We start from the raw sequence: 21,075 nt of genomic DNA, 5'->3' as shown, positions 1-21,075 counted from the left end.
AAGGGGAGAGGGCGCGGAGCGGCGGTGCCGCCGCTCCGGCAGGATCAGGATTTCTTGCCGCTGCGGCCGGTGCTGCCAGTTGCGGGCGCGGCGGCCGGCTTGGCTTGCGATGCCGCATCGAGAAAGCCGCGCTGCATCGACTTCCACGCATCCATGTTGCGCTCGGTGAGATCGTTGAGCATCGACCAGGGGGTCTGCCCCATCAGGCTGTTGAGCTGCGTGCGGAACTGCTGCTGCTGGTCGAGGAAGACCTGCAGGCTGCGCTCCAGATAAGGGCCCATGAAGCCCTGCAGCGAGTCGCCGTAGAACCGGATGATCTGGCTCAGCAACTGCGGCGACAGCATCGGCTGCCCCTTCTCCTCGTGCTCGGAGATGATCTGCAGCAGCACCGAGCGGGTGAGATCCTCACCGCTCTTGGCGTCGCGAACTTCGAAGGTTTCGCCGTCCAGCACCAGCTGGCGGATCTCTTCCAGCGTGATGTAGCTGGAGATTTCCGTGTCGTAGAGCCGACGGTTCGGATACTTCTTGATGATGCGGAGTGTTTGTGCCATGCGGCGGAAACTAGCAGAAGGTATTGCGCTGCACCAGTCGCAATGCTGCACGCCGGAGTGCAGCAAAATCGCCCCGAGCCACCCGCCGGATCAATGACCTACGGCGCCGCCGGCACTGCCGAAGGGTGGCTTGGCCAGCCACAACACCGGGATCAGCGCCACGAACAGCACCGCGCAGCCCCAGAACACGTCATTCACCGCCAGGGTCAGCGCTTCGCGGGTGAGCAGTTGGTCGACTACGCCCAGCCCCTTGGTCGCCGGCAGTCCGGCATGCGACAGCTGCTGCAGGAACGTGGTGGTGGCCGGATGGGCCGGGGTGATGCTTTCGGTCAGGGTGGCGTGGTGGAACTCACCGCGGTGCTGCCACAGCGTCACCGAGAGCGCGGTGGATACGCTGGAACCCAGCGTACGGCAGAAATTGGCCAGCCCCGAGGCGCTGGCGATTTCCGAAGCCGGCAGGCCCGAGAGGTAGACCTGGTTCAGTGGAATGAAGAAGCAGGGGATGGCGATGCCCATCACGAAGCGCGGCAGCACCAGGGTGGAGAACGAGGCGCCGCTGTCAAAGGTGGAGAACCAGTACGAGGTGATCGCGAACATCACGAAGGCGAATGTGACCACCGCACGCAAGTCGAGCCGGTGCAGGTTGCGCCCCAGAATCGGCGCGACCAGGAAGGCGAGGATGCCCACGGGCGCCGTCGCCAGCCCGGCCCAGGTGGCGGTGTAGCCCAGCGTGGTCTGCAGCCATAGCGGGAACACCACGTTGATTCCGAAGAACGCCATCATGCCCAGCGACAGGCCGGTTACGCCCACGGTGAAGTTGCGCTGGCGAAACAGCGACAGGTCGACTACCGGGTGCTTGGCGTGCAACTCCCACACCACCAGGAAGGTGAGGCAGACCAGCGCGATGATGCCCAGCGTGGTGATCATCGGCGAGGAGAACCAGTCGTGGTCGTTGCCGTTGTCCAGCATGAACTGCAGCGCGCCGACGCCCACCACCAGCAGCACCAGGCCGATCACGTCGATCGGCATGTTGAAGGTCTTGGTTTCGCGCTTGTGCAGCAGCGCCCAGGTGATTACCGCCGCGGCCAGGCCCACCGGCAGGTTGATGTAGAAGATCCACGGCCAGGAGAAGTTGTCGGTGAGCCAGCCGCCGAGGATAGGCCCGAAGATTGGCGCCACCACCACCGTCATGGCCCATAGCGCCAGCGCGATGCCCTGCTTCTCCTTGGGGTAGCTGGAAAGCAGCAGGGTCATCGACAGCGCCACCATCGGGCCGGAGCCCGCGCCCTGCATCAGCCGCGCGATCACCAGCATCGGCATCGACGTGGCCAGTCCGCACATCATCGAGAACACCACGAACAGCATGACCGAGGCGACGAAGGTGCGCACCTCGCCGAAGCGCTTGGCCAGCCAGCCGGTGAGCGGCTGCATGATCGCGCTGGCCAGGGCGTAGGAGCTGATCGTCCAGGTGCCTTCGCTGGGGCTCACGCCCAGGCTGCCGGCAATGTGCGGCACCGCCACGTTGACGATGGTCATGTCCAGCACCTCCATGAAGGTGCTCAACGCGACGGCGGCGGTCAGCAGTACCAGCGCGCCACCTTGCAGGGGCTTCAGCGGTGCGGCGTCGTTCGGCGTGGCGGCCATGGGGCGACTCAGCGCTTCGCGGGAAGGTTGGCCGCGATGATGCGGTCCGCCTCGACATCGGCCTTGGCCGCCATCTGGTCGTAGACATCGGTGCTGGCGACCGGCTGGGCGGCAGCCGCCTTGGCCAGCACCTCACCGTTGTCGTTGCTGATGTCCACCGTCACGTCGGCCGACAGGCCGATGCGCAGCGGGTGCTTGTCCAGTTCGGCGTTGTCCAGCGTGATGCGCACCGGGACGCGCTGCACCACCTTGATCCAATTGCCGGTAGCGTTCTGCGCCGGCAGCAGTGAGAACACACTGCCGGTACCGGCGCCGATACCGGCCACCTTGCCGTGGTATTCGGCGTCGCCGCCGTAGATGTCCGCCTCGATCTTCACCGGTTGGCCCAGCCGGATGTGGCGCAGCTGGCTCTCCTTGAAATTCGCGTCGATCCAAAGATCGTGCAACGGCACCACGGTCATCAGCTGCTGGCCGGGCTGCACGCTATTGCCCAGCTGCACGCTGCGCTGCGCGACATAGCCCGACACCGGTGCGTAGATCGCGTTGCGTTGGGCGGCGACCCAGGCAGCACGGAAGTTCGCGCGTGCTTGCATCACCGCCGGGTTGCGCGCCACATCGGTGCCTTCCACGGCGGCCCGTGCAGCCGATGCCTGCGCCTCGGCCGCGTCCAGTGCCGCGCGTGCCTGCGCCACGCCATCGCGCAGGTGTTGGATGATCTCCGGCGACTCGGCTTTCGCCGCGATCAGCGGCAGGCGGCGCTTGAGATCGGCCTCGGCCTTGCTCAGCTCGAGCCGACGCGCGGCCACCTGGGCCTCGGCGCCGGTGGCGCTGTCGGTCTGCTGGCGAACCCCGCGCACGGCCTGGGCCAGTGCACTGCGTGCCTGCTGCAGGCGGACGTCGGCATCGGTGCCATCGAGTTTCACCAGCACCTGGCCGGCCTCTACCCGCTGCGTGTCGTCGGCCATGATCGCCACCACGGTTCCCGGCACCTGGGCCGAAATGGCGACCTGGTTGCCGCCAACATACGCGTTGTCGGTTTTCTCGCGGCGGGACAGCACCAGCAGCCAGAGCAGCAGCCAACCCGCGGCGATCAGCACGAAGATGCCCGCAACGATGATCAATGCGCGGCGGCGCTTGGCCGGGTTCTTGGCGGCCATGCCGCTGTCCTGGGTGTCGGCCGTCGTGGACTTGGCGGTGGACTCAGTGGCGCTCATCGGCAGAAGCTCCGGCGGTTGCGTGGGAAGGCGAAGGGGCACGGGGTGCGGCGGTGGGCGAGGGCATGCGGTAGCCGCCGCCCAGGGCCTTGATCAGGGCCAGGTCGGTGCTCACGGCTTGCGCTTGCAACTGCACCGCGGCGTCGTGCTGCTGCAGCAACTGCGCGCGGGCGGCGAGCGATTCGCGGGCGTCGCGCACACCCTGGGCGGCACGCGCCTTGGCTGCGGCGAGCAGGCGTTCGTCGGCCGCCAGTTGCGCCTCCTGCTGGGTGCGGCGCTCGGCCAGCATCTGTGCAGTGAGGGCTTGGGTGGCCACGTCACGCGCGGCCTGCAGCACCACGCTGTTGTATTGCGCTACGGCGCTGTCGAGTTGCGCCTTGCTCAGCCCGTAGTTGGCCTGCAGCAGGCCGCTGTTGAACAGCGGCAAGTGCAGCGCGGGAGTGAGCGAGAAGGTGCGACTGCTGGCCGTGAACAGCTGGCCCAGATCGATGCTGGACAACCCCGCCAGCGCACTGATGCTCAGATCCGGCAGGAACTGCGCGCGGGCGACGTCGGTCTGCTTCAACGCCGCCTCGACCTGCCAGCGGCTGGCCGCGATGTCGGGTCGGCGTGCCACCAGATCGAGGCTGGCGCCGGCGGGCAAGCCGCCGGATACCTCGGGCAGCGGACGCGGTGTCAGTTTCGGGAGTTCAGCGGGTGCAACCCCGACCAGCGAGGCCAACGCCGCCAGGCGGATCTGCCCGGAGCTGGAGATCGCCGCGCGCATCTCGCGCACGGCGGCCAGCTGCGCTTGTGCCCGCGATGCTTCGTCCGGCAGGTCGACGCCCTGGCGCACCCGCAGCTCGGCGATGTCGGCCAGGCGCTTCTGCACGGCCAGTGTCTGGTCGGCCAGCGCCAGGCGTGCGCGGTCGGCCTGCCAGCCGAAGTACGTATCGGCCACCGCGTACTCGATCGCCAACGCGGCGGCGCTACGCTGGGCTTCGGCGGCATGCGCCTGATCGAGCGCCGCCTCGACGGCGGCCCGCGTCTTGCCCCACCAGTCGAAGTCGTACTGCAGCTGCACGCCGAGGTCGGCCTGGTTGTACCAGGTGAAGCCGAGGAATCGGCTCGGGATCAGTCCGTGCTCGCTCAGCCGCTGGCGCGAGACCTGAGCGTTGCCGTTTATGTTGAGGCCCGCCTGCGCCGCGGCGGCGCGAATCGATTGCTCGGCGCTGCCGAGGCGGCTCTGCGCGATGGCCAGATCCGGCGCCTGGCGCAGCGCCAGCTCGATCAACTGGTTTAGTTGATCGTCGCCGTAGGTCTTCCACCAGTCGGCAGCGGGCCAGCCGGCTCGCTCCCCAACCTGGAGCCCTGCCAGCGGGACATCGTCGCGAAGAACGGGGTGGTCGAGCTTGTGGGGCGGGATGGCGCACGCGGCGAGGGCCAGCGTCAGCGTGGCCATCAGCAGGGTGCGCCCAGGGAGCGGGGCGTGCTTCATCGAGATGGGCCTCGTCGGAACCTTATTCATGGTGTGGGGGGCTCGTCCAGCTGATCGAGGTTGTCCGCCAGCTTGCGCAGGAGCCGGCCCAGGTGCCGCCGATCCAGATCGGTGAAGCCGTCGAACATGGCGCTGACGCGGGGAAACAGCGTGGGCAGCATTTTCTGCACAAAGCGTTTTCCAGCGCTGGTGATCCGGATGTGCACGCGACGGCGGTCATCTTCGCCAGCGGTGCGCACGACCAGCCCGCGTTTGACCAGCGCATTGCCGATGCGGGTCATGTTGGTGGCGCCCTGTGAGGTGTACTCGCACAGCTCCCCTGGCGTGGAACTGCCGTCGGGGCTGCTGTAGAGGATCATCAACGTGAGGAACTCGCTGTGGTTGAGCTTGTGCGGCTTGAGGGTGAGCTCGAGCTCCTCCTGCAGGCGGCCGCCCACCATCAGCATCAAGCGGCTGAGCTTGGCCTTCTCCGCGGGCATCTCGGGGATCGCATCGCCGAGACGATCGATCCCCTGATCCATCATCGCGATGCACTTGCACAGCAGCGCCATTTCATCAGCTCATATTTCATTGATGAACTAAAACGATAGCAAGCGGCACAGGCTTGCCGCAAGCGGGCACTACGAATGCCCTCAGGTGCGTCTGCTGCGATACGCCTGCAGTTGGAACAGCTTTTCCGCGTTAGCCGAGGTTGCTGCCGCTATCGCCGCCTCGCTTTCGTCTCGAAGCTCCGCGACATGTGCCAGCGTGTCGCTCACCCACGCCGGTTCGTTACGCTGGCCGCGGTGTTCGATCCCGGGCTGATCGGGGGCGTCACTCTCCAGCAGAAGATGATCGAGCGGCATGCTCGCCAAGAGGCGATGCAGGCGGTTCGCACCGGGGTAGGTCAGCGGCCCGCCAAGGCCGAGCAGGAAACCCAGGTCGAACAGCTGCCGCGCCTGTTCCGCACTGCCTGAAAAGCTGTGCACGACGCCGCGCAGGCCCGGCTGCCGGCGCACCGCGAGGATCACTTCCTCCACCGCGCGTCGCGCATGGATGATGACTGGCAGCCCATGCTCGCTGGCGATTGCCAGCTGCCACGTGAAATATCTTTGCTGGGATTCGCGATCGATCTCCCTGGCCAAGAAGTCCAGTCCGATCTCGCCGACCGCAACGGCCGGATGCGCCGCGAGCCAGCCCGGCAGTGCATCGAGGTGCTCCGGCCGATGCTCCGCCTGGAACATCGGATGCAGGCCGTAAGCGGGAAACACGTCAGTGTGGTCGTGTGACAGTGCCGCGATCGCGTCCCAGCTGCGGCGACGGATTGCCGGGACAACCATGGATCGCACACCATGCTGGCGCGCACGCTCGATGACCTGTTCGCGGTCAATGTCGAAGCGCGCGTCGTCCAGGTGCAGGTGGCTGTCTACGAGGGTGGGCATGGTCGGAAGTCTGCGCCGATTGGCTGGGCGGTTCGCGTGGCGTGTCGCGCGTCACGTGAAGACAAAGTGAGGGGAAAGAGCTAGGTCGTATTCAGTTACGCAGGGTTTCAATGGTCGAGCGAAACGCGAAGGGGCGCAGCTCGCGTCACCTCGCAGGGATTCTAACGAGGAGAGTCATGATGAATCGGCTGATGGTCAACGTGCTTCATGTGGGGGTGGCTGCTGCGTTGGCGGCGGGTGTGGCGGGATGCAACCGCGATGCAAGTGCAGACGCTGGCCTGGCTGGCGACGCTGCGGCCAATGGGCCGAAGTATGCGAAGGTGGTCAGCGTGGATCCGGTCCGCGAGACCGTCAACACGCCCAAGCAGGTGTGCCACGACGAGGTGGTCAACACCACCACGCCGCCCAAGGATCAACACCAGATTGCCGGTACGGCCATTGGCGCGGTCGTCGGCGGCGTATTGGGTAATCAGATCGGTGGCGGTAAAGGAAAAACGCTCGCTACGGTCGCCGGCGCGGTCGGTGGTGGCTACGCGGGCAAGAAGATCGAACAGAGCCGCCAGCACGCCAACACCACCTCGTCGGTGGAGCGCCGCTGCAGCACGGTGAACAATTCCAGCACCAAGCTGGTCGGCTACGACGTCCGCTACGAATACAACGGCGTGACCCGTACCGTCCGCATGGACCACGACCCGGGTGACCGAGTGCAGGTGCAGGAAGGTGTCACCGCCGTTTCCGACGCTCGCTAAGAGGAGGCCTCATGGCTATCGCAACTGGCAAGACGATGTTCGTTTCCACGGTGCTAGCAGCCACGCTGGCTCTGGCAGGATGTGAGACCGCGCCGTACGGCAACGGCGGCTATAGCCGTCCGTCGCAGCCGGCCTACGGCTACGACAACCGCGGTCCGGCCCGTTGCAGCAGCTGCGGCGTGGTCAAGGAGGTGCAGCAGGTGTACGTCGAGCGCAAGAGTAACGGCACGCTCGGTGCGGTGATCGGCGCGGTGGCCGGCGGCGTCCTGGGTAACCAGATCGGCAAGGGCGATGGCCGCAAGGCGGCTACCGTGGCTGGCGCAGTGGCTGGTGGCGTGGTTGGTAACAAGGTGGCCAATGCCCATGGCGGAAGCGACGTGGCTTGGCGGGTGACGGTGCGGCTGGATAGTGGCGAGTACACCACGGTTACGCAGGCCGAGGACCCGCGTGTGCGCGAAGGCGACTACGTAGAGGTTCAGGGTGGGCGCATCTACGCCCGGTGATCTTTCAGTCATCTTGATCGGACGTCTATACGTCCAAATGAAAAGCCCTCCTTGCGGAGGGCTTTTCTGTTTCAGTTGACCGCGTAAAAGCGGTGTTCGCCGATGGTCTGGCTGTTCTGGTTGATTGACCAGTACGGTGCCATGGCCAGCGTGGCGAAGTGATCGGCGTGAGGTACCACCAGGCGTCGCTCCGCTACGGGGAGCTGCCAGTTGCTCATCGATTCGCCCGCAATCTTCCACGCCTTCGCGAAAGCTTGCATGTTGGTGATGTCGAACGAACCAGGCGTGGTGGTGGTGGCGAACTGATGGGGGGCGGTGACGACCTTGCATACCGTATCGCCCCACTGGCCGCGCTCGCGGCGGCGCAGTGCGACCTCGGCGACGGCCAGTTGGCCCATGGTGGGCTCACTGCGAGCCTCCAGATAGACCGTCGTGGCCAGGCAAGCCTGGTCGGCGACCGGTTGGGGAAGCACGGAGGCCATCCACAGCAACACGGAAAGTTTCATGTCTGCCTCCAACGTGCTGTACGCATGGCCGACCGAGGTCGAAATCCATGCGCCGTTGCGGTGGACGGGCGGGCAGGCCGTTCCACCTGGATCAATGACACTCGGGCCGAAACTTGGGGCCTTGGGTGCCTTTGCCACGGGATTGTGGCGAGTCGGGCGGGCGCTTGATTGTGCCTAGCCTGACCAGTGCTGCTGGGACATCGTCGAGAGCATCGCTCTCGTCCTGCCTGCAACTACTCCGCCACGGACGGCGGTCATTCCTTCCGGCAGATGTTCTTGCCGGGTCGCGCCGATCCGGAATCTTCCGGTTCGTCGCGTGCATCGGTCCACGAGGTGGTGGGCCGCTCAAAAGTTCGGCGGAGCCTAGTGGCGGGATTTCGTGAAGGCAAGTGCCGTCGCTTCCGAATTCACGAGGCACTCACATTCGCGCGGTGGCTGCGCGGTCGTCATGCGGGCCAGGTTTCGAGACGTTTCACCGTAACTTTCTGAGCGTCGTGTGTCGCTGTCACCAGCTCGTCCGTGCACGCGAATCCACTGTGGCACAGCGCGATCGCCTCGGCGCCGCGGTCGGTCGATGTCGCATTGAGCAGTTGGATGGAGGATTCGTCGCCATCGATTTCTAGCAGGGCGCCGGAGGCCACTGGCTGCGACAATCCGATCCGGCACAGATGTCGCTTGTTGCCGCCGCGGTAGTGCAGTCGCGCGACGATTTCCTGGCCGGGATAGCAGCCCTTGTCCAGACTCACGGCGTGCAGGCGATGCAGCGAAAGCGCCGGCGGCAGGCACGTGCCGAGCAACGCCTCGGGCAGCCAGGGCCATCCAGCAGCTATCTGCAGCGAATGCCAGCGTGTGTTCGCGTTGGCATCACTCGACAGCACGAGTGAGTGGTCGCCGCATCCGACACGCGTGACGTCGTCGAGCGTGTGCGTCTGATGCAATGGCAGCGCGTCGGCGGTCGCAAGCGACTGCGAGTTGTCGGCATGCATCGAGAGCTTCGCCCTGAACACGAAACGCGATAGCTCGGTCTTCATCGCATCCGCGTGGCCACCGCGCAGCAGGAGCAGTAGTCGATCCGGGGCGAGGCGAGCGAGATGGAAGAGGTAGCGCACGCGACCTTGCGCATCCAGCCATGCACCGAATCGCCACTCGCCCGGCTCAATGGATGCGACCGCCACGGTGAACTGGGACTGCGCGAACGCAACCGCGTCCGGGCCTTCGATGAGGAGCGTCTCGGCGGTGGTGTAGGAGGGATCAGGCATGGCTGAAACAAGTAAGGGTGATAGGGCGGCGAGGCAAGCCTGCGGCGCTGCGTCAGGTTGTGCCGACTGGGGCACAAGTATTACTCTTGTTCAGCTAAGAGACCCCATGTCCGACAATCGCTCACATCTCGACGAGAAGCCTTCGAACGCCCCGGCGTCGGGGCTGCCCGTGCCTGCGAAGCCTGCAGGCACGGTCGGGGCACAGGAGCGACCGGCGCCGGATCCCACGCGCTACGGCGATTGGGAAAAGAACGGTCGCTGCATCGACTTCTGATCTGCCTCGCCGGCAGTGGCCGGCGTGCGGATGGTTAGTGATGGTCGGCGTGGAACCCAGCGATTCCACACCAGGATAGCCGCCATGGCAGACACGCGACGACCGCTTTCACCGCACCTCCAGGTTTACAAGTGGCAGGTGCAGATGATGACCTCCATCCTGCATCGCGCCACCGGCATCGTGCTCGCCCTGGGCGGTGCGATCATCGTGTGGGGCCTGATGGCCCTCGCCGCGGGGAGTGACGCGTTCGCTGCGTTCACGGCGTGTGCGGGCAGCCCCCTCGGCCTGCTGGTTCTGTTCGGCTGGACCTGGGCGCTCGCGTACCACCTGTGCAACGGCATTCGTCATCTGGTGCAGGACACCGGTGCCGGCTACGCCATTCCCCAATTCGTGCGTTCGAGCTGGCTGTCGGTGATCGGCAGCGTGGTGATCACCTTGCTGGTGTGGGGCTACGTACTGACGACCGGAGGTGCGGCATGAGCGCGAAGGATCTGCGGCACCCGATCAAGCGGGCGCGCGGGCTCGGCTCGGCGCAGTCGGGCGTGGGCCATTGGTGGACGCAGCGCGTGACGGCCGTTGCGCTGATTGCGCTGGGGCTGTGGTTTCTCGTCACGGTGCTGCGGCTGGTGCATACCGATTACGAGACCGCCCGTACGTTGGTGGGCAAGCCGTGGAATGCGATTCTGCTGATCGCGTTCGTGATCACCATGTACTGGCACGCCGTGCTCGGCTTGCAGGTGGTGATCGAAGATTACGTGCACACGCGCTGGAAGGAAGTTTCCTTGCTGGTGCTGGTGAAGTTCCTCGCGGTGCTGGGTGCGCTTGCGAGCGTGCTGGCGGTCCTGCGCATCGCTCTGGGAGCCTGAAGTGGAAAGCTACAAGATCCAACAGCATAAGTACGACGTGATCGTGGTCGGCGCCGGTGGCGCGGGCCTGCGCGCCACCTTCGGCCTGGCCGAGAAGGGCCTGAAGGCCGCGTGCATCACCAAGGTGTTCCCGACCCGCTCGCACACGGTGGCGGCGCAGGGCGGTATCTCCGCCGCGCTGGGCAACATGGGTGAGGACGACTGGCGCTTCCATTTCTACGACACCATCAAAGGGTCGGACTGGCTGGGTGACCAGGACGCCATTGAGTACATGTGCCGCGAGGCGATTCCGGCGATCATCGAGCTGGAGCACTACGGCGTGCCGTTCTCGCGCACGGCCGAGGGCAAGATCTACCAGCGCCCGTTCGGCGGCATGACCACGCATTACGGCAAGGGCACCGCGCAGCGCACCTGCGCCGCGGCCGACCGTACCGGCCATGCGATCTTGCACACGCTGTACCAGCAGGCGCTGGCGCACGATGCCTCATTCTTCATCGAGTACTTCGCGATCGACCTGATCTTCGACGATGAGGGCGTGTGCCGCGGCGTGCTGGCGCTGGACATGAACGAGGGTACGCTGCACTTCTTCCGCGGCCAGGCCGTGGTGCTGGCGACCGGCGGCTACGGCCGCGCCTATTTCAGCGCCACCTCGGCGCACACCTGCACCGGCGACGGCGGCGGCATGGTGCTGCGCGCCGGCCTGCCGTTGCAGGACATGGAGTTCGTGCAGTTCCACCCGACCGGCATCTACGGCGCGGGCTGCCTGATCACCGAGGGCGTGCGCGGCGAGGGCGGCTACCTCACCAACTCCGATGGCGAGCGCTTCATGGAGCGCTACGCACCCAACGCGAAGGACCTGGCCTCCCGCGACGTGGTCAGCCGCGCCATGACGATCGAGATCCGCGAGGGTCGCGGCGTCGGCGAGCAGAAGGACCACATCCACCTCAACCTGATGCATCTGGGCGCCGAGGTCATCAACGAGCGCCTGCCGGGCATCGCCGAATCGGCACGCATCTTCGCCGGCGTGGACGTGACCAAGGAGCCGATCCCGGTGCTGCCGACCGTGCACTACAACATGGGCGGCATCCCGACCAACTATCACGGTGAAGTGGTGCAGCTGAAGGACGGCAACCCCGATTCGGTGGTGCCTGGCCTGTTCGCCATCGGCGAGGCGGCGTGCGTATCGGTCCACGGCGCCAACCGTCTGGGCTCCAACTCGCTGCTCGACTTGGTGGTGTTCGGTCGCGCGGTGGCGAACCGCTGCGCTGAGGTGATCCAGCCGGGCGCCTCGCACAAGGACCTGCCGGCGAGCGTGCTGGACAAGGCGCTGACCCGCTTCGACGGCCTGCGCAACGCCAACGGCAGCACGCCGACGGCGAAGATCCGCGCGGAAATGCAGCGCACCATGCAGAGCGACGCGGCGGTGTTCCGTACCGGCGACACGCTGAAGGACGGCAAGCGCAAGATCTCCGAGGTCTACGACTCGTTCAAGGACGTCAAGGTTTCCGACCGCTCGCTGGTGTGGAACTCCGACCTGATCGAGACGCTGGAGCTGTCCAACCTGCTGGCGCAGGCGGTGGCGACCATGCATTCGGCCGAGCAGCGTCCGGAGAGCCGCGGCGCGCACGCTCGCGAGGACTTCCCGGACCGCAACGACGACGAGTGGATGAAGCACACCCTGGTCAAGGTGGATGAGGCCGGCAAGACCAGCTTCGAGTTCCGCCCGGTGCACATGTACACGATGACCGACGAGGTCGAAGTGGTGCCGCCGAAGAAGCGCGTCTACTGATCTGGCGATGCCGGCGATCCTGGTCGCCGGCATCGTTAGCGCATCGCAGGTGGTTGGGGCCGTCAGGCCCTCCTAACGAGATTGAAGGGTTCCGCACATGGCAGAGTTCACCCTCCCGAAGAATTCGAAGATCCAGCCGGGCAAGCATTTCCCGGCCCAGGGCGCGAAGAAGCCGCGCACGTTCCGCATCTACCGCTGGTCGCCGGACGACGGCCAGAACCCGCGCATCGACACCTATGAGGTGGACATGGCCGCGTGCGGTCCGATGGTTCTGGACGCGCTGCTGAAGATCAAGAATGAGATCGATCCCACGCTGACCCTGCGCCGCTCCTGCCGCGAGGGCATCTGCGGTTCGTGCGCGATGAACATCGATGGCACCAACACACTGGCCTGCACCAAGGCCATCGACGATTGCGCCGGCGGTGACGTAAAGATCTACCCGCTGCCGCACATGCCGGTGGTGAAGGATCTGGTGCCGGATCTCACCCACTTCTACGCCCAGTTCGCCTCGATCAAGCCGTGGCTGCGCACGCAGAGCCCGGCGCCGGATCGAGAGCGCCTGCAGTCGCCGGAAGACCGTAAGCACCTGGACGGCCTGTACGAGTGCATCCTCTGCGCGTGCTGCTCCACGAGCTGCCCGAGCTATTGGTGGAACGGCGACAAGTACCTCGGCCCGGCGATCCTGTTGCAGGCCTATCGCTGGATCGTCGACTCGCGCGACGAGGACACCGGTGCCCGCCTGGACGACCTGGAAGACCCGTTCAAGCTGTATCGCTGCCACACCATCATGAACTGCGCGCGCACCTGCCCGAAGGGCCTGAACCCGGCCAAGGCGATCGCCGAGATCAAGAAGCTGATCGTGCAGCGCCGCGCGGCCTGACGGCCCGCCTGCTAGTGTCTGGATCTGCGGGCTGCCTCCGGGCAGCCCGCATGCTTTGGAGAACCGGAACCGTGGAAGAAGCCCGCATCAAGCGCCTGCGCTGGCGTACCCGCCGGGGCACCCGCGAGCTGGACGCCCTGTTCGGCGGCTGGCTGGACGAGCGTTTCGCCACGGCGGACGAAGCGAGCCGGTTGGCGTTCGACGCGTTGCTCGACGTGCAGGATCCCGACCTGTGGGACTGGGTGATGGGCCACGCCCGCGCGCCGCGCGAAGATTGGCAGGCGATCATCGATGACATCCGCGCCCGCCATCGGCTTTGAATACCGGCCGTCCCGGCTGCTGCAGCGCCTGCGCGGGTTGCTGGTGGTGCTGGCGGTCGTGGCGCTGCTGCTCAGTGGCATGGCGTTGTCGTTGCGCCTGCTGCTCGGGTTGTTGTTGATCGGCTTGCTATTGCTCGTGCAGCGCCGTCAGCGCGCGACGCCCACGGCGGTGGGCTGGCACCCGATGTCCGGCTGGACCGTGCGGATGGCCGACGGTAGCGATGCGCCGATGAGCCTGCGCTCGTTTCGGGTGCTGTCCGGCTGCGTCGTCCTCAACCTGGCCGGCGAGGGAGGGCGCCACGATCTCTGGCTGCTGCCGGACAACAGCGATCCGGACACGCGGCGGCGCCTGCGCATGCGTCTTGCCGCGACCGGCGGCCAGACGCCCTAGCACCTCCGAGCCGGTTGCCGGTTGCAGCGGCATCGGGCACTCTGCCGCGCTGGTGCGGTCCATGCAAAGCCCTGCAGCTCAGGGATGTTCCGCTGGCCGGTGTTGCCGGCTCTCCACAGATCAGGTTGCCATGTTCCGACCGCTCGAACTCTTCATCGGCCTGCGCTACACGCGCGCCAAGCGCCGCAACCAGTTCATCTCCTTCATCTCCACGGTGTCGATCATCTGCATCTGCATCAGCGTGATGGCGCTGATCACCGTGATGTCGGTGATGAACGGGTTCGACAACGAGCTGCGCTCGCGCATTCTCGGCGCGGTGTCGCACGCCACCATCTCCGGCGTCGGCGAGAGCATCCACGACTGGCAGGGCACGGTGAAGCAGGCCGAGGCCAATCCGCATGTGCGCGGCGCGGCGCCCTATGTGGACCTGCAGGCGTTCCTGCAGGGCACCTACGGCTCCACCGGCACCATGGTGCGCGGCATCGAGCCGGCGCAGGAGCCTAAGGCCTCCGAGATCGACAAGCACATGGTGCAGGGGCGCTGGGATTCGCTCACGTCCGGCAGCTGGAACATCGTCCTGGGCAAGGAGCTGGCGATGCAGCTGGGCGTGAATGTCGGCGATCGGGTGATCGTCTATGTGCCACAACTGCGCGCCACCCCGATGGGTGCGGTACCCAAGGTGCGTGGCTTCCACGTGTCCGGCATCTTCGAGCTGGGCATGCAGCAATACGACTCGGGCCTGGCCCTGATCAACATGGGCGATGCAGAGAAACTCGGTGACCTCGCTGGCCCCACCGGCATCCGCCTGCGTCTGGACGATCTATGGAATGCCGGCACGGTGGCGCGCCAGCTGAGCGATCAGCTCGGCCAGCTCTACAGCGTGCGCACCTGGATGCAGGAAAACAGCAACTTCTTCTCCGCGATCTCGATGGAGAAGAAGGTGATGTTCATCATCCTCTCGCTGATCATCCTGGTGGCGGTGATCAACCTGATCTCGATGCTGATGATGCTGGTCACCGACAAGCAGGCCGACATCGCCATCCTGCGCACCCTCGGTGCCACACCGCGCAGCATCATGGGCATGTTCATGGTGCAGGGTTTGCTGGTGGGCTTCGTCGGTATCGGCTTCGGCGTGGGGCTGGGCTCGCTGCTGTCGTGGAAACTCCCCGCCATCGTCGACTGGATCCAGGACGTGTTCCACGTGCAGTTCCTGTCGCCGGACGTCTATTACATCTCCAACGTGCCCAGCAAGCTCGATCCGGCCGACGTCGGCTGGGTGGCCTTGGTCACCTTCCTGTTCTCGTTGCTGGCCACCCTTTACCCCGCGTGGCGCGCCTCGCGCACGCAGCCGGCGCAGGCACTGCGCTATGAGTAAGCCGATGAACGCAGGCAACGACGTGGTGCTGCGCGCCAGCCATATCGCCAAAAGCTACCGCGAGGGCGATCTTCATACCGACGTGCTTACCGACGTGAGTTTCGAGCTCAAGCGCGGACAGACGGCGGCGATTGTGGGCGCCTCGGGCTCGGGCAAGAGCACGCTGATGCACATTCTCGGCGGGCTGGACACCATGACCCGCGGCGAAGTGGAAGTGGACGGCCATCGTTTGTCGTCGCTCTCCGATGCCGACCGTGGCCGCGTGCGCAACCGCTCGCTGGGTTTCATCTACCAGTTCCATCACCTGCTGCCGGAGTTCACCGCGCTGGAGAACGTGTGCATGCCGCTGCTTATTCGCGGCGTGGCGATTGCGCAGGCCCAGCGCGAAGCGACCGAATTGCTTGGCCGCGTCGGCCTGGCGGCGCGGCTGCAGCACAAGCCTTCCGAGCTCTCTGGCGGCGAGCGTCAGCGCTGTGCGGTGGCTCGCGCCCTGGTCACCCGGCCGGCCTGCGTGCTGGGTGATGAGCCCACCGGCAACCTGGACGAGGCCAATGCAGCCCAGGTCTACGCCTTGATGCTGGAACTCAATCGCGAGATCGGCACCAGCTTCATCCTGGTCACCCACGACACCCGCCTGGCCGCGCGCATGGACCGCACGCTGGTGCTGCACAACGGCGTGCTTACCGAACAGCCGCGCACCGATCCGGCCGCCCTGCTACGCGAGATGTGAGCACCTGGCGTTCGCCCGCCACGCGGCGAGGCGAGCGCTTACGCGAATGTCGCTGATGCGGACGTGCCCGCACCGCTAGCCTTGTCGCTGGCTTTCGACGACGGGCGCAGGGATGTCGCCACGACACACCGCTTGGTGCGGAATAGTCCCCAGCAGCGTGGCGCTGCTGCTCGGCGTGCTGGTGGTGCAGTGCTGGCCCGCGCTGCCTACCGGCGGCTGGCTGGTCGCCACCACACTCATCTGCTTCGCGACAACGATCGTCGGTGGGTGGCGACGCCGTTGCCGGCCGATCGGATGGATGGCGCTGGGTGTGGGGTGGGCGGTGTTGCACGGCAGCTGGGCCATGCAGGCAAGGCTGCCCGCGTCGCTGGAAGGCGAAGATCTGGTGGCTGTGGGTCGAGTGATCGATCTGCCGGACGTCCGCCCCGACGGCACCCGTTTCACTCTGGCCGTGCGGTCGGCCACGCTGGCGGGACGTCCGATCACTTTGCATGGGCGTGTCCGGCTCGCGTGGTACGACGATCCGCCGACCGTGCTGCCGTGCGACACCTGGCAACTGCGGCTCCGCCTCAAGCGGCCGAGGGGGATGATCAATCCCGGCGGCGCGGACAGCGAGCGCAGTGCGCTGGAGCGTCGCATCGTCGCCAACGGCTACGTGCGCCCGAGCAGCGCGAACCATCGGCAGACCGAGGGACGCTGCGTCGACCGTCTCCGCGGCGCGCTGGCTGACGGTATCGAGCGGAGGGTCTCTGACCCTCACGACGCCGCGCTGCTGCGCGCACTGGCTGTCGGGGACACGCGAGCGCTCTCTGCCGACGACTGGTCGGTGGCGCGGGCCAACGGGGTGTCGCACCTGCTCGCAATCTCCGGCTTCCACGTGGGCGTGGCGGCGGGCTTCGGCGTAGGTCTGGCGAGCCTGCTCTACTGGTTGTGGCCCGCGCTGGCGCTGCGCCGGCCCCGCCTGCAGGCGCAGGCGCTGGGTGCCTTGACCGCTGCCGGCGGCTACGGCGCGCTGGCCGGGATGGGCCTGCCCACGCTGCGCACGCTCTTGATGATCGCCGTCGTGGTGGTGGCCCGCAGCGGGCGGCGGCACGTCAGTGCCGCGCATGGCCTGGCGCTGGCGATGCTGGCGATCCTGCTGGTCGATCCGCTGGCCGTGCTGTCGGCGGGGTTCTGGCTGTCGTTCGTGGGTGTGGCCTTCCTGATGTTCTGCCTTGGGGCGCCACGGCGCGGGCTGCTGGGCTTTCTGCGCGACCTCACCGCAGGCCAGTGGGTGATGACGGTGGCGTTGCTGCCGCTCACGTTGTGGTTCTTCGGCCAGGCTTCGCTGCTGGGCGCGCTGTCGAACCTGATTGCCGTGCCGGTGGTGAGTTTCGTGCTGGTACCGCTGGCGCTGTCCGGCGTGCTGCTGATGTTGTCGTGTCCGCCGCTGGCGGTCGCGCCGCTGTGGCTGGCCAGTGTGGTGGCGCATCAGCTTTGGCGAGTGCTCGCCGGCCTGGCCGAACTGCCCGGGGCGGCGTGGTATCTGCCGACGGTGTCGCCGTGGGCACCGCTGCTCGCATCGGTCGGCGCGCTCTGGCTGCTGGCGCCGCGCGGCACGCCGTCGCGCTGGCTGGGCGGGCTCCTGTTCCTGCCGCTGCTGTGGCCGATGCGGGCGCCGATTCCGGTGTCGGCTTTTGAAGTGTGGATGTTCGACGTGGGGCAGGGGCTCTCTGTCGCCGTGCGCACGCGGCATCACGTGCTGCTGTACGACACCGGCGCGCGCTATCCGTTAGGCTTCGATGTGGGGGCCGCCGCGGTGGTGCCTTCGCTGCATGCGCTGGGCGTGCGCCGTCTGGACGCGCTGGTGATCAGCCACGCCGATAACGATCACGCCGGCGGTGCCGGTGCCGTGCTGGATGCCTATGCGCCCCGCCTGCGCCTGAGCGGCGAACCGGCGCGCCTGCCAGTGCGGATGGACGCCTGCCTGGCCGGGCAGGCGTGGCGCTGGGACGGTGTGACCTTCCGCATCCTCGGGCCGCGCGGCGGCGAGCGCGCGGGCAACGATCGCTCGTGCGTGCTGCTGGTGGACGGCGGCGGCGACCGGCTGCTGCTCACCGGCGACATCACCCGGCGGGTGGAGGCGACCGTCGCCGCCGCGATTCCGGCCGGCCGGCCGCTGGTGCTCAGCGTGCCGCATCACGGCAGCAAGACGTCCTCGTCGGAGGCGTTCGTGCAGGAGCTGCATCCCTCTCTGGCGCTGGTATCGGCCGGATGGCACAACCGCTTCGGGCATCCGCACCCGGATGTGGTGGCGAGATACCGCGATGCCGGGGTGACGCTGCGCGACACCGCGCGCGCCGGGGCGATCCGGCTGGATTTTCCTGTGCGTGGGTCGGTGTCGGTGAGTGCCGGTGAGCGCCGTCGCCAGCGCCGTTACTGGCGCGAAAAATAGCGCGCTTCGGCCGATCGTCCACATCCGGACGCAGCCCACGGAACCGTGCCGGTGGACTGGTATGATGCGCGCTTCGTTCTTGGCTGCTTGGTGCGGGAGTCGTCGTGCTGGAAATCCTGATGGCTGGCGGTTGGGCCATGGCGCCCATCCTGTTCTGTTCGGCGATCGCGCTGGCGATCGTGCTGGAGCGCTTCTGGTCATTGCGCCGCGCGTCGGTGTTACCGCCGGGCTTGGGCGGCGAGGTGCGCGAATGGGCGCGCAGCGGCAAGCTCGATCCGCAGCACCTCGATGCGCTGGCCAATGGCTCGCCGCTGGGCGAACTGCTCGCCTCGGCGCTCGCCGTGCGCGACCGCTCGCGCGAGATCATCAAGGAGCGCCTGGAAGACACCGGCCGCCACGTGGCGCACCGCATGGAGCGCTACCTCAACACGCTCGGCACGATCGCGCTGATCGGCCCGCTACTCGGCCTGTTCGGCACCGTGATCGGCCTGATCCGCATGTTCCTGGACGTGATGAAGGGCGGCGTCGGCGATCCCATGAAAATGGCCGGTGGCATCGGTGAAGCGCTGATCTGCACCGCCTCCGGCCTTGTGGTGGCGATTCCGGCCTACGTGCTGCACCGTTACTTCCGCTCGCGCGTCACCGGGTATTGCGTGGAGATGGAGAAGGAAGCCATCGCCCTGCTCGACGACCTGACGCTGGGCGCCGCCACCGCTCCTGCGGCGCCGCGTGCGCGCCGCACCCCGGCTGCCGGGTAAGCCGTCATGCGTATCGGTTCGGACCGTCGCCGCGACGATTTCGAGATCAACGTGATCCCGTTGATCGACGTGCTGCTGACCTTGCTGATGTTCTTCGTGCTCACCACCACCTTCGTGCAGCACTCGCGCATGCAGGTGACCCTGCCCAAGGCCAGCGCCGAAGAGCGCGACGTGCAGCAGCCCGTGCTGACGGTGATGATCGACCGTGACGGCCGCTTCTATGTGGGCAGCGACGAGGTGATGGGCGAGGGCATCGAGCCGCTCAAGCGCATGCTCGAGCAGAACGCCGGCGACCGCCGCGACGGCCAGGTGGTGATCCGCGCCGATGCGATGACGCCGCACCAGTACGTGGTCACTGCGATGGACGCGCTGGGCCAGCTGGGCTTCACCAAGCTGTCGATCGCCACCACGCCGACCGAGGCGGCGGCGCGTTGAGCGCCGGCAAAAAGCCGGCGTTGTGGGACGCGCACACCCGGCGCGTCTATGGTCGCCTGCTCGGCTACACGCGGCGTCACGCGGGCATCGGATTGCTGTCGGTGGTGGGCATGGCGGTGGATGGCGCCGGCCTGGCGGTGTTCACCAAGCTGCTCCAGCCCATGTTCGACCAGCTGTTCGCAAACAAGGATCCGTACCTGATCTTCTGGATGCCGATCTGGATCATGGCGATCTTTGCCGTGCGCGGCATTGGCACCTTCGTCAGCAACTACGGCATCGCCTACATCGGCCGCAGCGTGGTGCAGACGATCCAGCGCGATGTCTTCGCGGCCTATCTGCGCCTGCCGGCCACCTTCTTCGGAGCCGAGCCGTCGGGCCAGCAGATCTCGCGCATTACTTACACCTCCGAGCAGGTCGCCTCCGCCTCGACCGATGCGGTGAAGATCGCGGTGACTGAGGGCGTCACAGTGATCGGCATGTTCTACGTGATGATCTCCACCAGCGCGTATCTCACCTCGGCGCTGCTGGTGATGATTCCGCTGGTGGTGCTGATCGCCAGCGTCGTGAGCAAGCGCTATCGCGCGATCAGCCGGCGCATCCAGGGTTCGATGGGCTCGGTGACCGGCACGGTGGAAGAGTCGGTGGGGGCGCATCGCGAGGTGCGCATCTACGGTGGCCAGCCGCATGAGGCGCAGCGCTTCGATGACGTCACCCAGCGCACCCGCCGCCTGAATCTCAAGATCGCCGCCACCAGCGCCATGTCGAGCACGGCGATCCAGACGGTGGCGGCCTTCGCCTTGGCCGTGCTGGTCTATCTGGGCACCCGTCCCGAGCAGATCGACAAGATTTCCTCTGGCGTGTTCATCGCAGTGCTTACCGCGATGGGCGCCATGATGCCGTCGCTGAAGCGGCTGGCGAACGTGCAGGCGAACATCCAGCGTGGCGTGTCCGCGGCGGAAGACCTGTTCGAGGTGATGGACCTGGCGCCCGAGCGCGACGAAGGCACGCTGGCGCTCACCCGCACGCTCGGCGACCTGGTGTTCGAAGGCGTCCGCCTGCAGTACCCGCGCAGTGAGTCGGAAGCGTTGCGCGGGGTCGATCTGCACTGCGCGCCGGGTACGGTGACGGCGCTGGTGGGCCGATCGGGCAGTGGCAAGAGCACCCTGGTCAGCCTGTTGCCGCGTTTCTACGAGCCGAGCGATGGGCGCATCGTGCTCGACGGCGAGAACTACCTTCATTACGCGCTCGGTTCGCTGCGTCGGCAGATCGCCTGGGTGGGGCAGAGTGTGGTGCTGTTCGACGGCACCGTGGCCGAGAACATCGCCTACGGCGAACTGTCCGGTGCCAGCGAAGCCGACATCGTCGCGGCAGCCGAGGCGGCCAACGCCATGGAGTTTATCCGCCGCATGCCACAGGGGCTGCACAGTCCAATCGGGCAGGGTGGCAGCATGCTGTCCGGCGGCCAGCGCCAGCGCATCGCGATCGCCCGTGCGATCCTG

Annotated in this window: 23 protein-coding genes; 15 read left to right on the top strand and 8 right to left on the bottom strand. The window is 66.7% G+C overall.

All coding sequences use genetic code 11. The features are described from left to right. Positions 1 to 44: 44 nt before the first annotated feature. The 6 genes from phaR to ACTHJF_RS14795 form a co-directional block, all read right to left on the bottom strand. Positions 45 to 551 (bottom strand): polyhydroxyalkanoate synthesis repressor PhaR, encoded by a 507-nt coding sequence (phaR, locus tag ACTHJF_RS14820; protein WP_440267798.1) that lies wholly within the window; start codon positions 549 to 551, stop codon positions 45 to 47. Positions 552 to 641: 90 nt separating this feature from the next. Further along, positions 642 to 2,195 carry a DHA2 family efflux MFS transporter permease subunit gene (locus ACTHJF_RS14815; protein ID WP_440267797.1) on the bottom strand — a complete coding sequence of 518 codons (1,554 nt, stop codon included), beginning with the start codon at positions 2,193 to 2,195 and terminating at the stop codon, positions 642 to 644. 8 nt (positions 2,196 to 2,203) lie between these two features. Then, entirely contained in the window at positions 2,204 to 3,409 is a 1,206-nt protein-coding gene (locus ACTHJF_RS14810) for an HlyD family secretion protein (RefSeq protein ID WP_440267796.1), read from the bottom strand. Then, complete coding sequence (locus ACTHJF_RS14805; protein WP_440267795.1) at positions 3,396 to 4,886, bottom strand: efflux transporter outer membrane subunit; 1,491 nt, start codon at positions 4,884 to 4,886, stop codon at positions 3,396 to 3,398. The genes ACTHJF_RS14810 and ACTHJF_RS14805 overlap by 14 nt, the downstream gene beginning before the upstream one ends. A gap of 26 nt (positions 4,887 to 4,912) precedes the next feature. Further along, positions 4,913 to 5,437: a MarR family winged helix-turn-helix transcriptional regulator gene (locus ACTHJF_RS14800; RefSeq protein ID WP_440267794.1), complete on the bottom strand. Its 525-nt coding sequence runs from the start codon at positions 5,435 to 5,437 to the stop codon at positions 4,913 to 4,915. Between the two features lie 81 nt (positions 5,438 to 5,518). Next, positions 5,519 to 6,307: a TatD family hydrolase gene (locus ACTHJF_RS14795; RefSeq protein ID WP_440267793.1), complete on the bottom strand. Its 789-nt coding sequence runs from the start codon at positions 6,305 to 6,307 to the stop codon at positions 5,519 to 5,521. Between the two features lie 179 nt (positions 6,308 to 6,486). On the opposite strand from ACTHJF_RS14795, the gene ACTHJF_RS14790 reads away from it, so the two are divergent. Continuing rightward, positions 6,487 to 7,056, top strand: a complete 570-nt coding sequence (locus ACTHJF_RS14790; RefSeq protein ID WP_440267792.1) for a glycine zipper 2TM domain-containing protein — start codon at positions 6,487 to 6,489, stop codon at positions 7,054 to 7,056. Positions 7,057 to 7,067: 11 nt separating this feature from the next. After that, positions 7,068 to 7,559 (top strand): glycine zipper 2TM domain-containing protein, encoded by a 492-nt coding sequence (locus tag ACTHJF_RS14785; protein ID WP_440267791.1) that lies wholly within the window; start codon positions 7,068 to 7,070, stop codon positions 7,557 to 7,559. Between the two features lie 71 nt (positions 7,560 to 7,630). On the opposite strand, the gene ACTHJF_RS14780 is transcribed toward ACTHJF_RS14785, so the two are convergent. Further along, positions 7,631 to 8,065 (bottom strand): cell wall hydrolase, encoded by a 435-nt coding sequence (locus tag ACTHJF_RS14780; RefSeq protein WP_440267790.1) that lies wholly within the window; start codon positions 8,063 to 8,065, stop codon positions 7,631 to 7,633. A gap of 446 nt (positions 8,066 to 8,511) precedes the next feature. Then, positions 8,512 to 9,324 (bottom strand): CAF17-like 4Fe-4S cluster assembly/insertion protein YgfZ, encoded by an 813-nt coding sequence (ygfZ, locus tag ACTHJF_RS14775; protein ID WP_440267788.1) that lies wholly within the window; start codon positions 9,322 to 9,324, stop codon positions 8,512 to 8,514. Between the two features lie 106 nt (positions 9,325 to 9,430). Between ygfZ and ACTHJF_RS14770 the strand changes: the two genes are divergently transcribed. The 13 genes from ACTHJF_RS14770 to ACTHJF_RS14710 all read left to right on the top strand — a co-directional run. Then, positions 9,431 to 9,598: a DUF1674 domain-containing protein gene (locus tag ACTHJF_RS14770; protein ID WP_440267787.1), complete on the top strand. Its 168-nt coding sequence runs from the start codon at positions 9,431 to 9,433 to the stop codon at positions 9,596 to 9,598. Positions 9,599 to 9,682: 84 nt separating this feature from the next. Beyond that, positions 9,683 to 10,078 carry a succinate dehydrogenase, cytochrome b556 subunit gene (sdhC, locus tag ACTHJF_RS14765; RefSeq protein ID WP_440267786.1) on the top strand — a complete coding sequence of 132 codons (396 nt, stop codon included), beginning with the start codon at positions 9,683 to 9,685 and terminating at the stop codon, positions 10,076 to 10,078. Next, positions 10,075 to 10,464 carry a succinate dehydrogenase, hydrophobic membrane anchor protein gene (gene sdhD, locus ACTHJF_RS14760; RefSeq protein WP_440267785.1) on the top strand — a complete coding sequence of 130 codons (390 nt, stop codon included), beginning with the start codon at positions 10,075 to 10,077 and terminating at the stop codon, positions 10,462 to 10,464. Before sdhC ends, sdhD begins: the two co-directional genes overlap by 4 nt. A gap of 1 nt (position 10,465) precedes the next feature. Beyond that, positions 10,466 to 12,253: a succinate dehydrogenase flavoprotein subunit gene (sdhA, locus tag ACTHJF_RS14755; RefSeq protein WP_440267784.1), complete on the top strand. Its 1,788-nt coding sequence runs from the start codon at positions 10,466 to 10,468 to the stop codon at positions 12,251 to 12,253. Positions 12,254 to 12,350: 97 nt separating this feature from the next. Further along, positions 12,351 to 13,133, top strand: coding sequence for a succinate dehydrogenase iron-sulfur subunit (locus ACTHJF_RS14750; RefSeq protein WP_431636690.1), 783 nt, complete (start codon positions 12,351 to 12,353; stop codon positions 13,131 to 13,133). Positions 13,134 to 13,204: 71 nt separating this feature from the next. After that, a complete protein-coding gene (locus tag ACTHJF_RS14745; protein ID WP_440267783.1) occupies positions 13,205 to 13,453 on the top strand; it encodes a succinate dehydrogenase assembly factor 2 in 249 nt (82 codons plus the stop codon). Then, complete coding sequence (locus ACTHJF_RS14740; RefSeq protein ID WP_440267782.1) at positions 13,425 to 13,844, top strand: protein YgfX; 420 nt, start codon at positions 13,425 to 13,427, stop codon at positions 13,842 to 13,844. Before ACTHJF_RS14745 ends, ACTHJF_RS14740 begins: the two co-directional genes overlap by 29 nt. 130 nt (positions 13,845 to 13,974) lie before the next feature. Beyond that, complete coding sequence (locus tag ACTHJF_RS14735; RefSeq protein WP_440267781.1) at positions 13,975 to 15,219, top strand: lipoprotein-releasing ABC transporter permease subunit; 1,245 nt, start codon at positions 13,975 to 13,977, stop codon at positions 15,217 to 15,219. A gap of 4 nt (positions 15,220 to 15,223) precedes the next feature. Then, entirely contained in the window at positions 15,224 to 15,949 is a 726-nt protein-coding gene (gene lolD, locus ACTHJF_RS14730; RefSeq protein ID WP_440267780.1) for a lipoprotein-releasing ABC transporter ATP-binding protein LolD, read from the top strand. Between the two features lie 112 nt (positions 15,950 to 16,061). Then, on the top strand, positions 16,062 to 18,383 hold the full coding sequence (locus ACTHJF_RS14725) for a DNA internalization-related competence protein ComEC/Rec2 (protein WP_440267779.1): 2,322 nt from the start codon (positions 16,062 to 16,064) through the stop codon (positions 18,381 to 18,383). 104 nt (positions 18,384 to 18,487) lie between these two features. Continuing rightward, the gene (locus tag ACTHJF_RS14720; RefSeq protein WP_431636696.1) at positions 18,488 to 19,141 is read left to right on the top strand and encodes a MotA/TolQ/ExbB proton channel family protein; all 654 of its coding nucleotides are present in this window, start codon (positions 18,488 to 18,490) and stop codon (positions 19,139 to 19,141) included. A gap of 6 nt (positions 19,142 to 19,147) precedes the next feature. Beyond that, positions 19,148 to 19,576: an ExbD/TolR family protein gene (locus tag ACTHJF_RS14715; protein WP_431636697.1), complete on the top strand. Its 429-nt coding sequence runs from the start codon at positions 19,148 to 19,150 to the stop codon at positions 19,574 to 19,576. Then, a partial coding sequence (locus ACTHJF_RS14710) for an ABC transporter transmembrane domain-containing protein (protein WP_440267778.1) occupies positions 19,573 to 21,075 on the top strand: 1,503 nt, incomplete at its 3' end. The genes ACTHJF_RS14715 and ACTHJF_RS14710, both read left to right, overlap by 4 nt.

The organism is Dyella sp. (genome assembly GCF_051962475.1).
Taxonomy (GTDB): domain Bacteria; phylum Pseudomonadota; class Gammaproteobacteria; order Xanthomonadales; family Rhodanobacteraceae; genus Dyella_A.
The sequence above is the reverse complement of the archived record's forward strand: the minus strand, read 5'-3'. Positions and strand labels throughout refer to the sequence as shown.

Coding starts and splice junctions, on each gene's coding strand:
- ACTHJF_RS14805 (WP_440267795.1), bottom strand. CDS start 4,886: ATGAAGCACGCCCCGCTCCCTGGGCGCACCCTGCTGATGGCCACGCTG.
- ACTHJF_RS14790 (WP_440267792.1), top strand. CDS start 6,487: ATGAATCGGCTGATGGTCAACGTGCTTCATGTGGGGGTGGCTGCTGCG.
- ACTHJF_RS14715 (WP_431636697.1), top strand. CDS start 19,148: ATGCGTATCGGTTCGGACCGTCGCCGCGACGATTTCGAGATCAACGTG.
- ACTHJF_RS14815 (WP_440267797.1), bottom strand. CDS start 2,195: ATGGCCGCCACGCCGAACGACGCCGCACCGCTGAAGCCCCTGCAAGGT.
- phaR (WP_440267798.1), bottom strand. CDS start 551: ATGGCACAAACACTCCGCATCATCAAGAAGTATCCGAACCGTCGGCTC.
- ACTHJF_RS14810 (WP_440267796.1), bottom strand. CDS start 3,409: ATGAGCGCCACTGAGTCCACCGCCAAGTCCACGACGGCCGACACCCAG.
- ACTHJF_RS14800 (WP_440267794.1), bottom strand. CDS start 5,437: ATGGCGCTGCTGTGCAAGTGCATCGCGATGATGGATCAGGGGATCGAT.
- ACTHJF_RS14770 (WP_440267787.1), top strand. CDS start 9,431: ATGTCCGACAATCGCTCACATCTCGACGAGAAGCCTTCGAACGCCCCG.
- ACTHJF_RS14740 (WP_440267782.1), top strand. CDS start 13,425: ATGACATCCGCGCCCGCCATCGGCTTTGAATACCGGCCGTCCCGGCTG.
- ACTHJF_RS14750 (WP_431636690.1), top strand. CDS start 12,351: ATGGCAGAGTTCACCCTCCCGAAGAATTCGAAGATCCAGCCGGGCAAG.
- ACTHJF_RS14780 (WP_440267790.1), bottom strand. CDS start 8,065: ATGAAACTTTCCGTGTTGCTGTGGATGGCCTCCGTGCTTCCCCAACCG.
- lolD (WP_440267780.1), top strand. CDS start 15,224: ATGAACGCAGGCAACGACGTGGTGCTGCGCGCCAGCCATATCGCCAAA.
- ACTHJF_RS14785 (WP_440267791.1), top strand. CDS start 7,068: ATGGCTATCGCAACTGGCAAGACGATGTTCGTTTCCACGGTGCTAGCA.
- sdhD (WP_440267785.1), top strand. CDS start 10,075: ATGAGCGCGAAGGATCTGCGGCACCCGATCAAGCGGGCGCGCGGGCTC.
- ACTHJF_RS14735 (WP_440267781.1), top strand. CDS start 13,975: ATGTTCCGACCGCTCGAACTCTTCATCGGCCTGCGCTACACGCGCGCC.
- ACTHJF_RS14725 (WP_440267779.1), top strand. CDS start 16,062: ATGTCGCCACGACACACCGCTTGGTGCGGAATAGTCCCCAGCAGCGTG.
- ygfZ (WP_440267788.1), bottom strand. CDS start 9,324: ATGCCTGATCCCTCCTACACCACCGCCGAGACGCTCCTCATCGAAGGC.
- ACTHJF_RS14795 (WP_440267793.1), bottom strand. CDS start 6,307: ATGCCCACCCTCGTAGACAGCCACCTGCACCTGGACGACGCGCGCTTC.
- sdhC (WP_440267786.1), top strand. CDS start 9,683: ATGGCAGACACGCGACGACCGCTTTCACCGCACCTCCAGGTTTACAAG.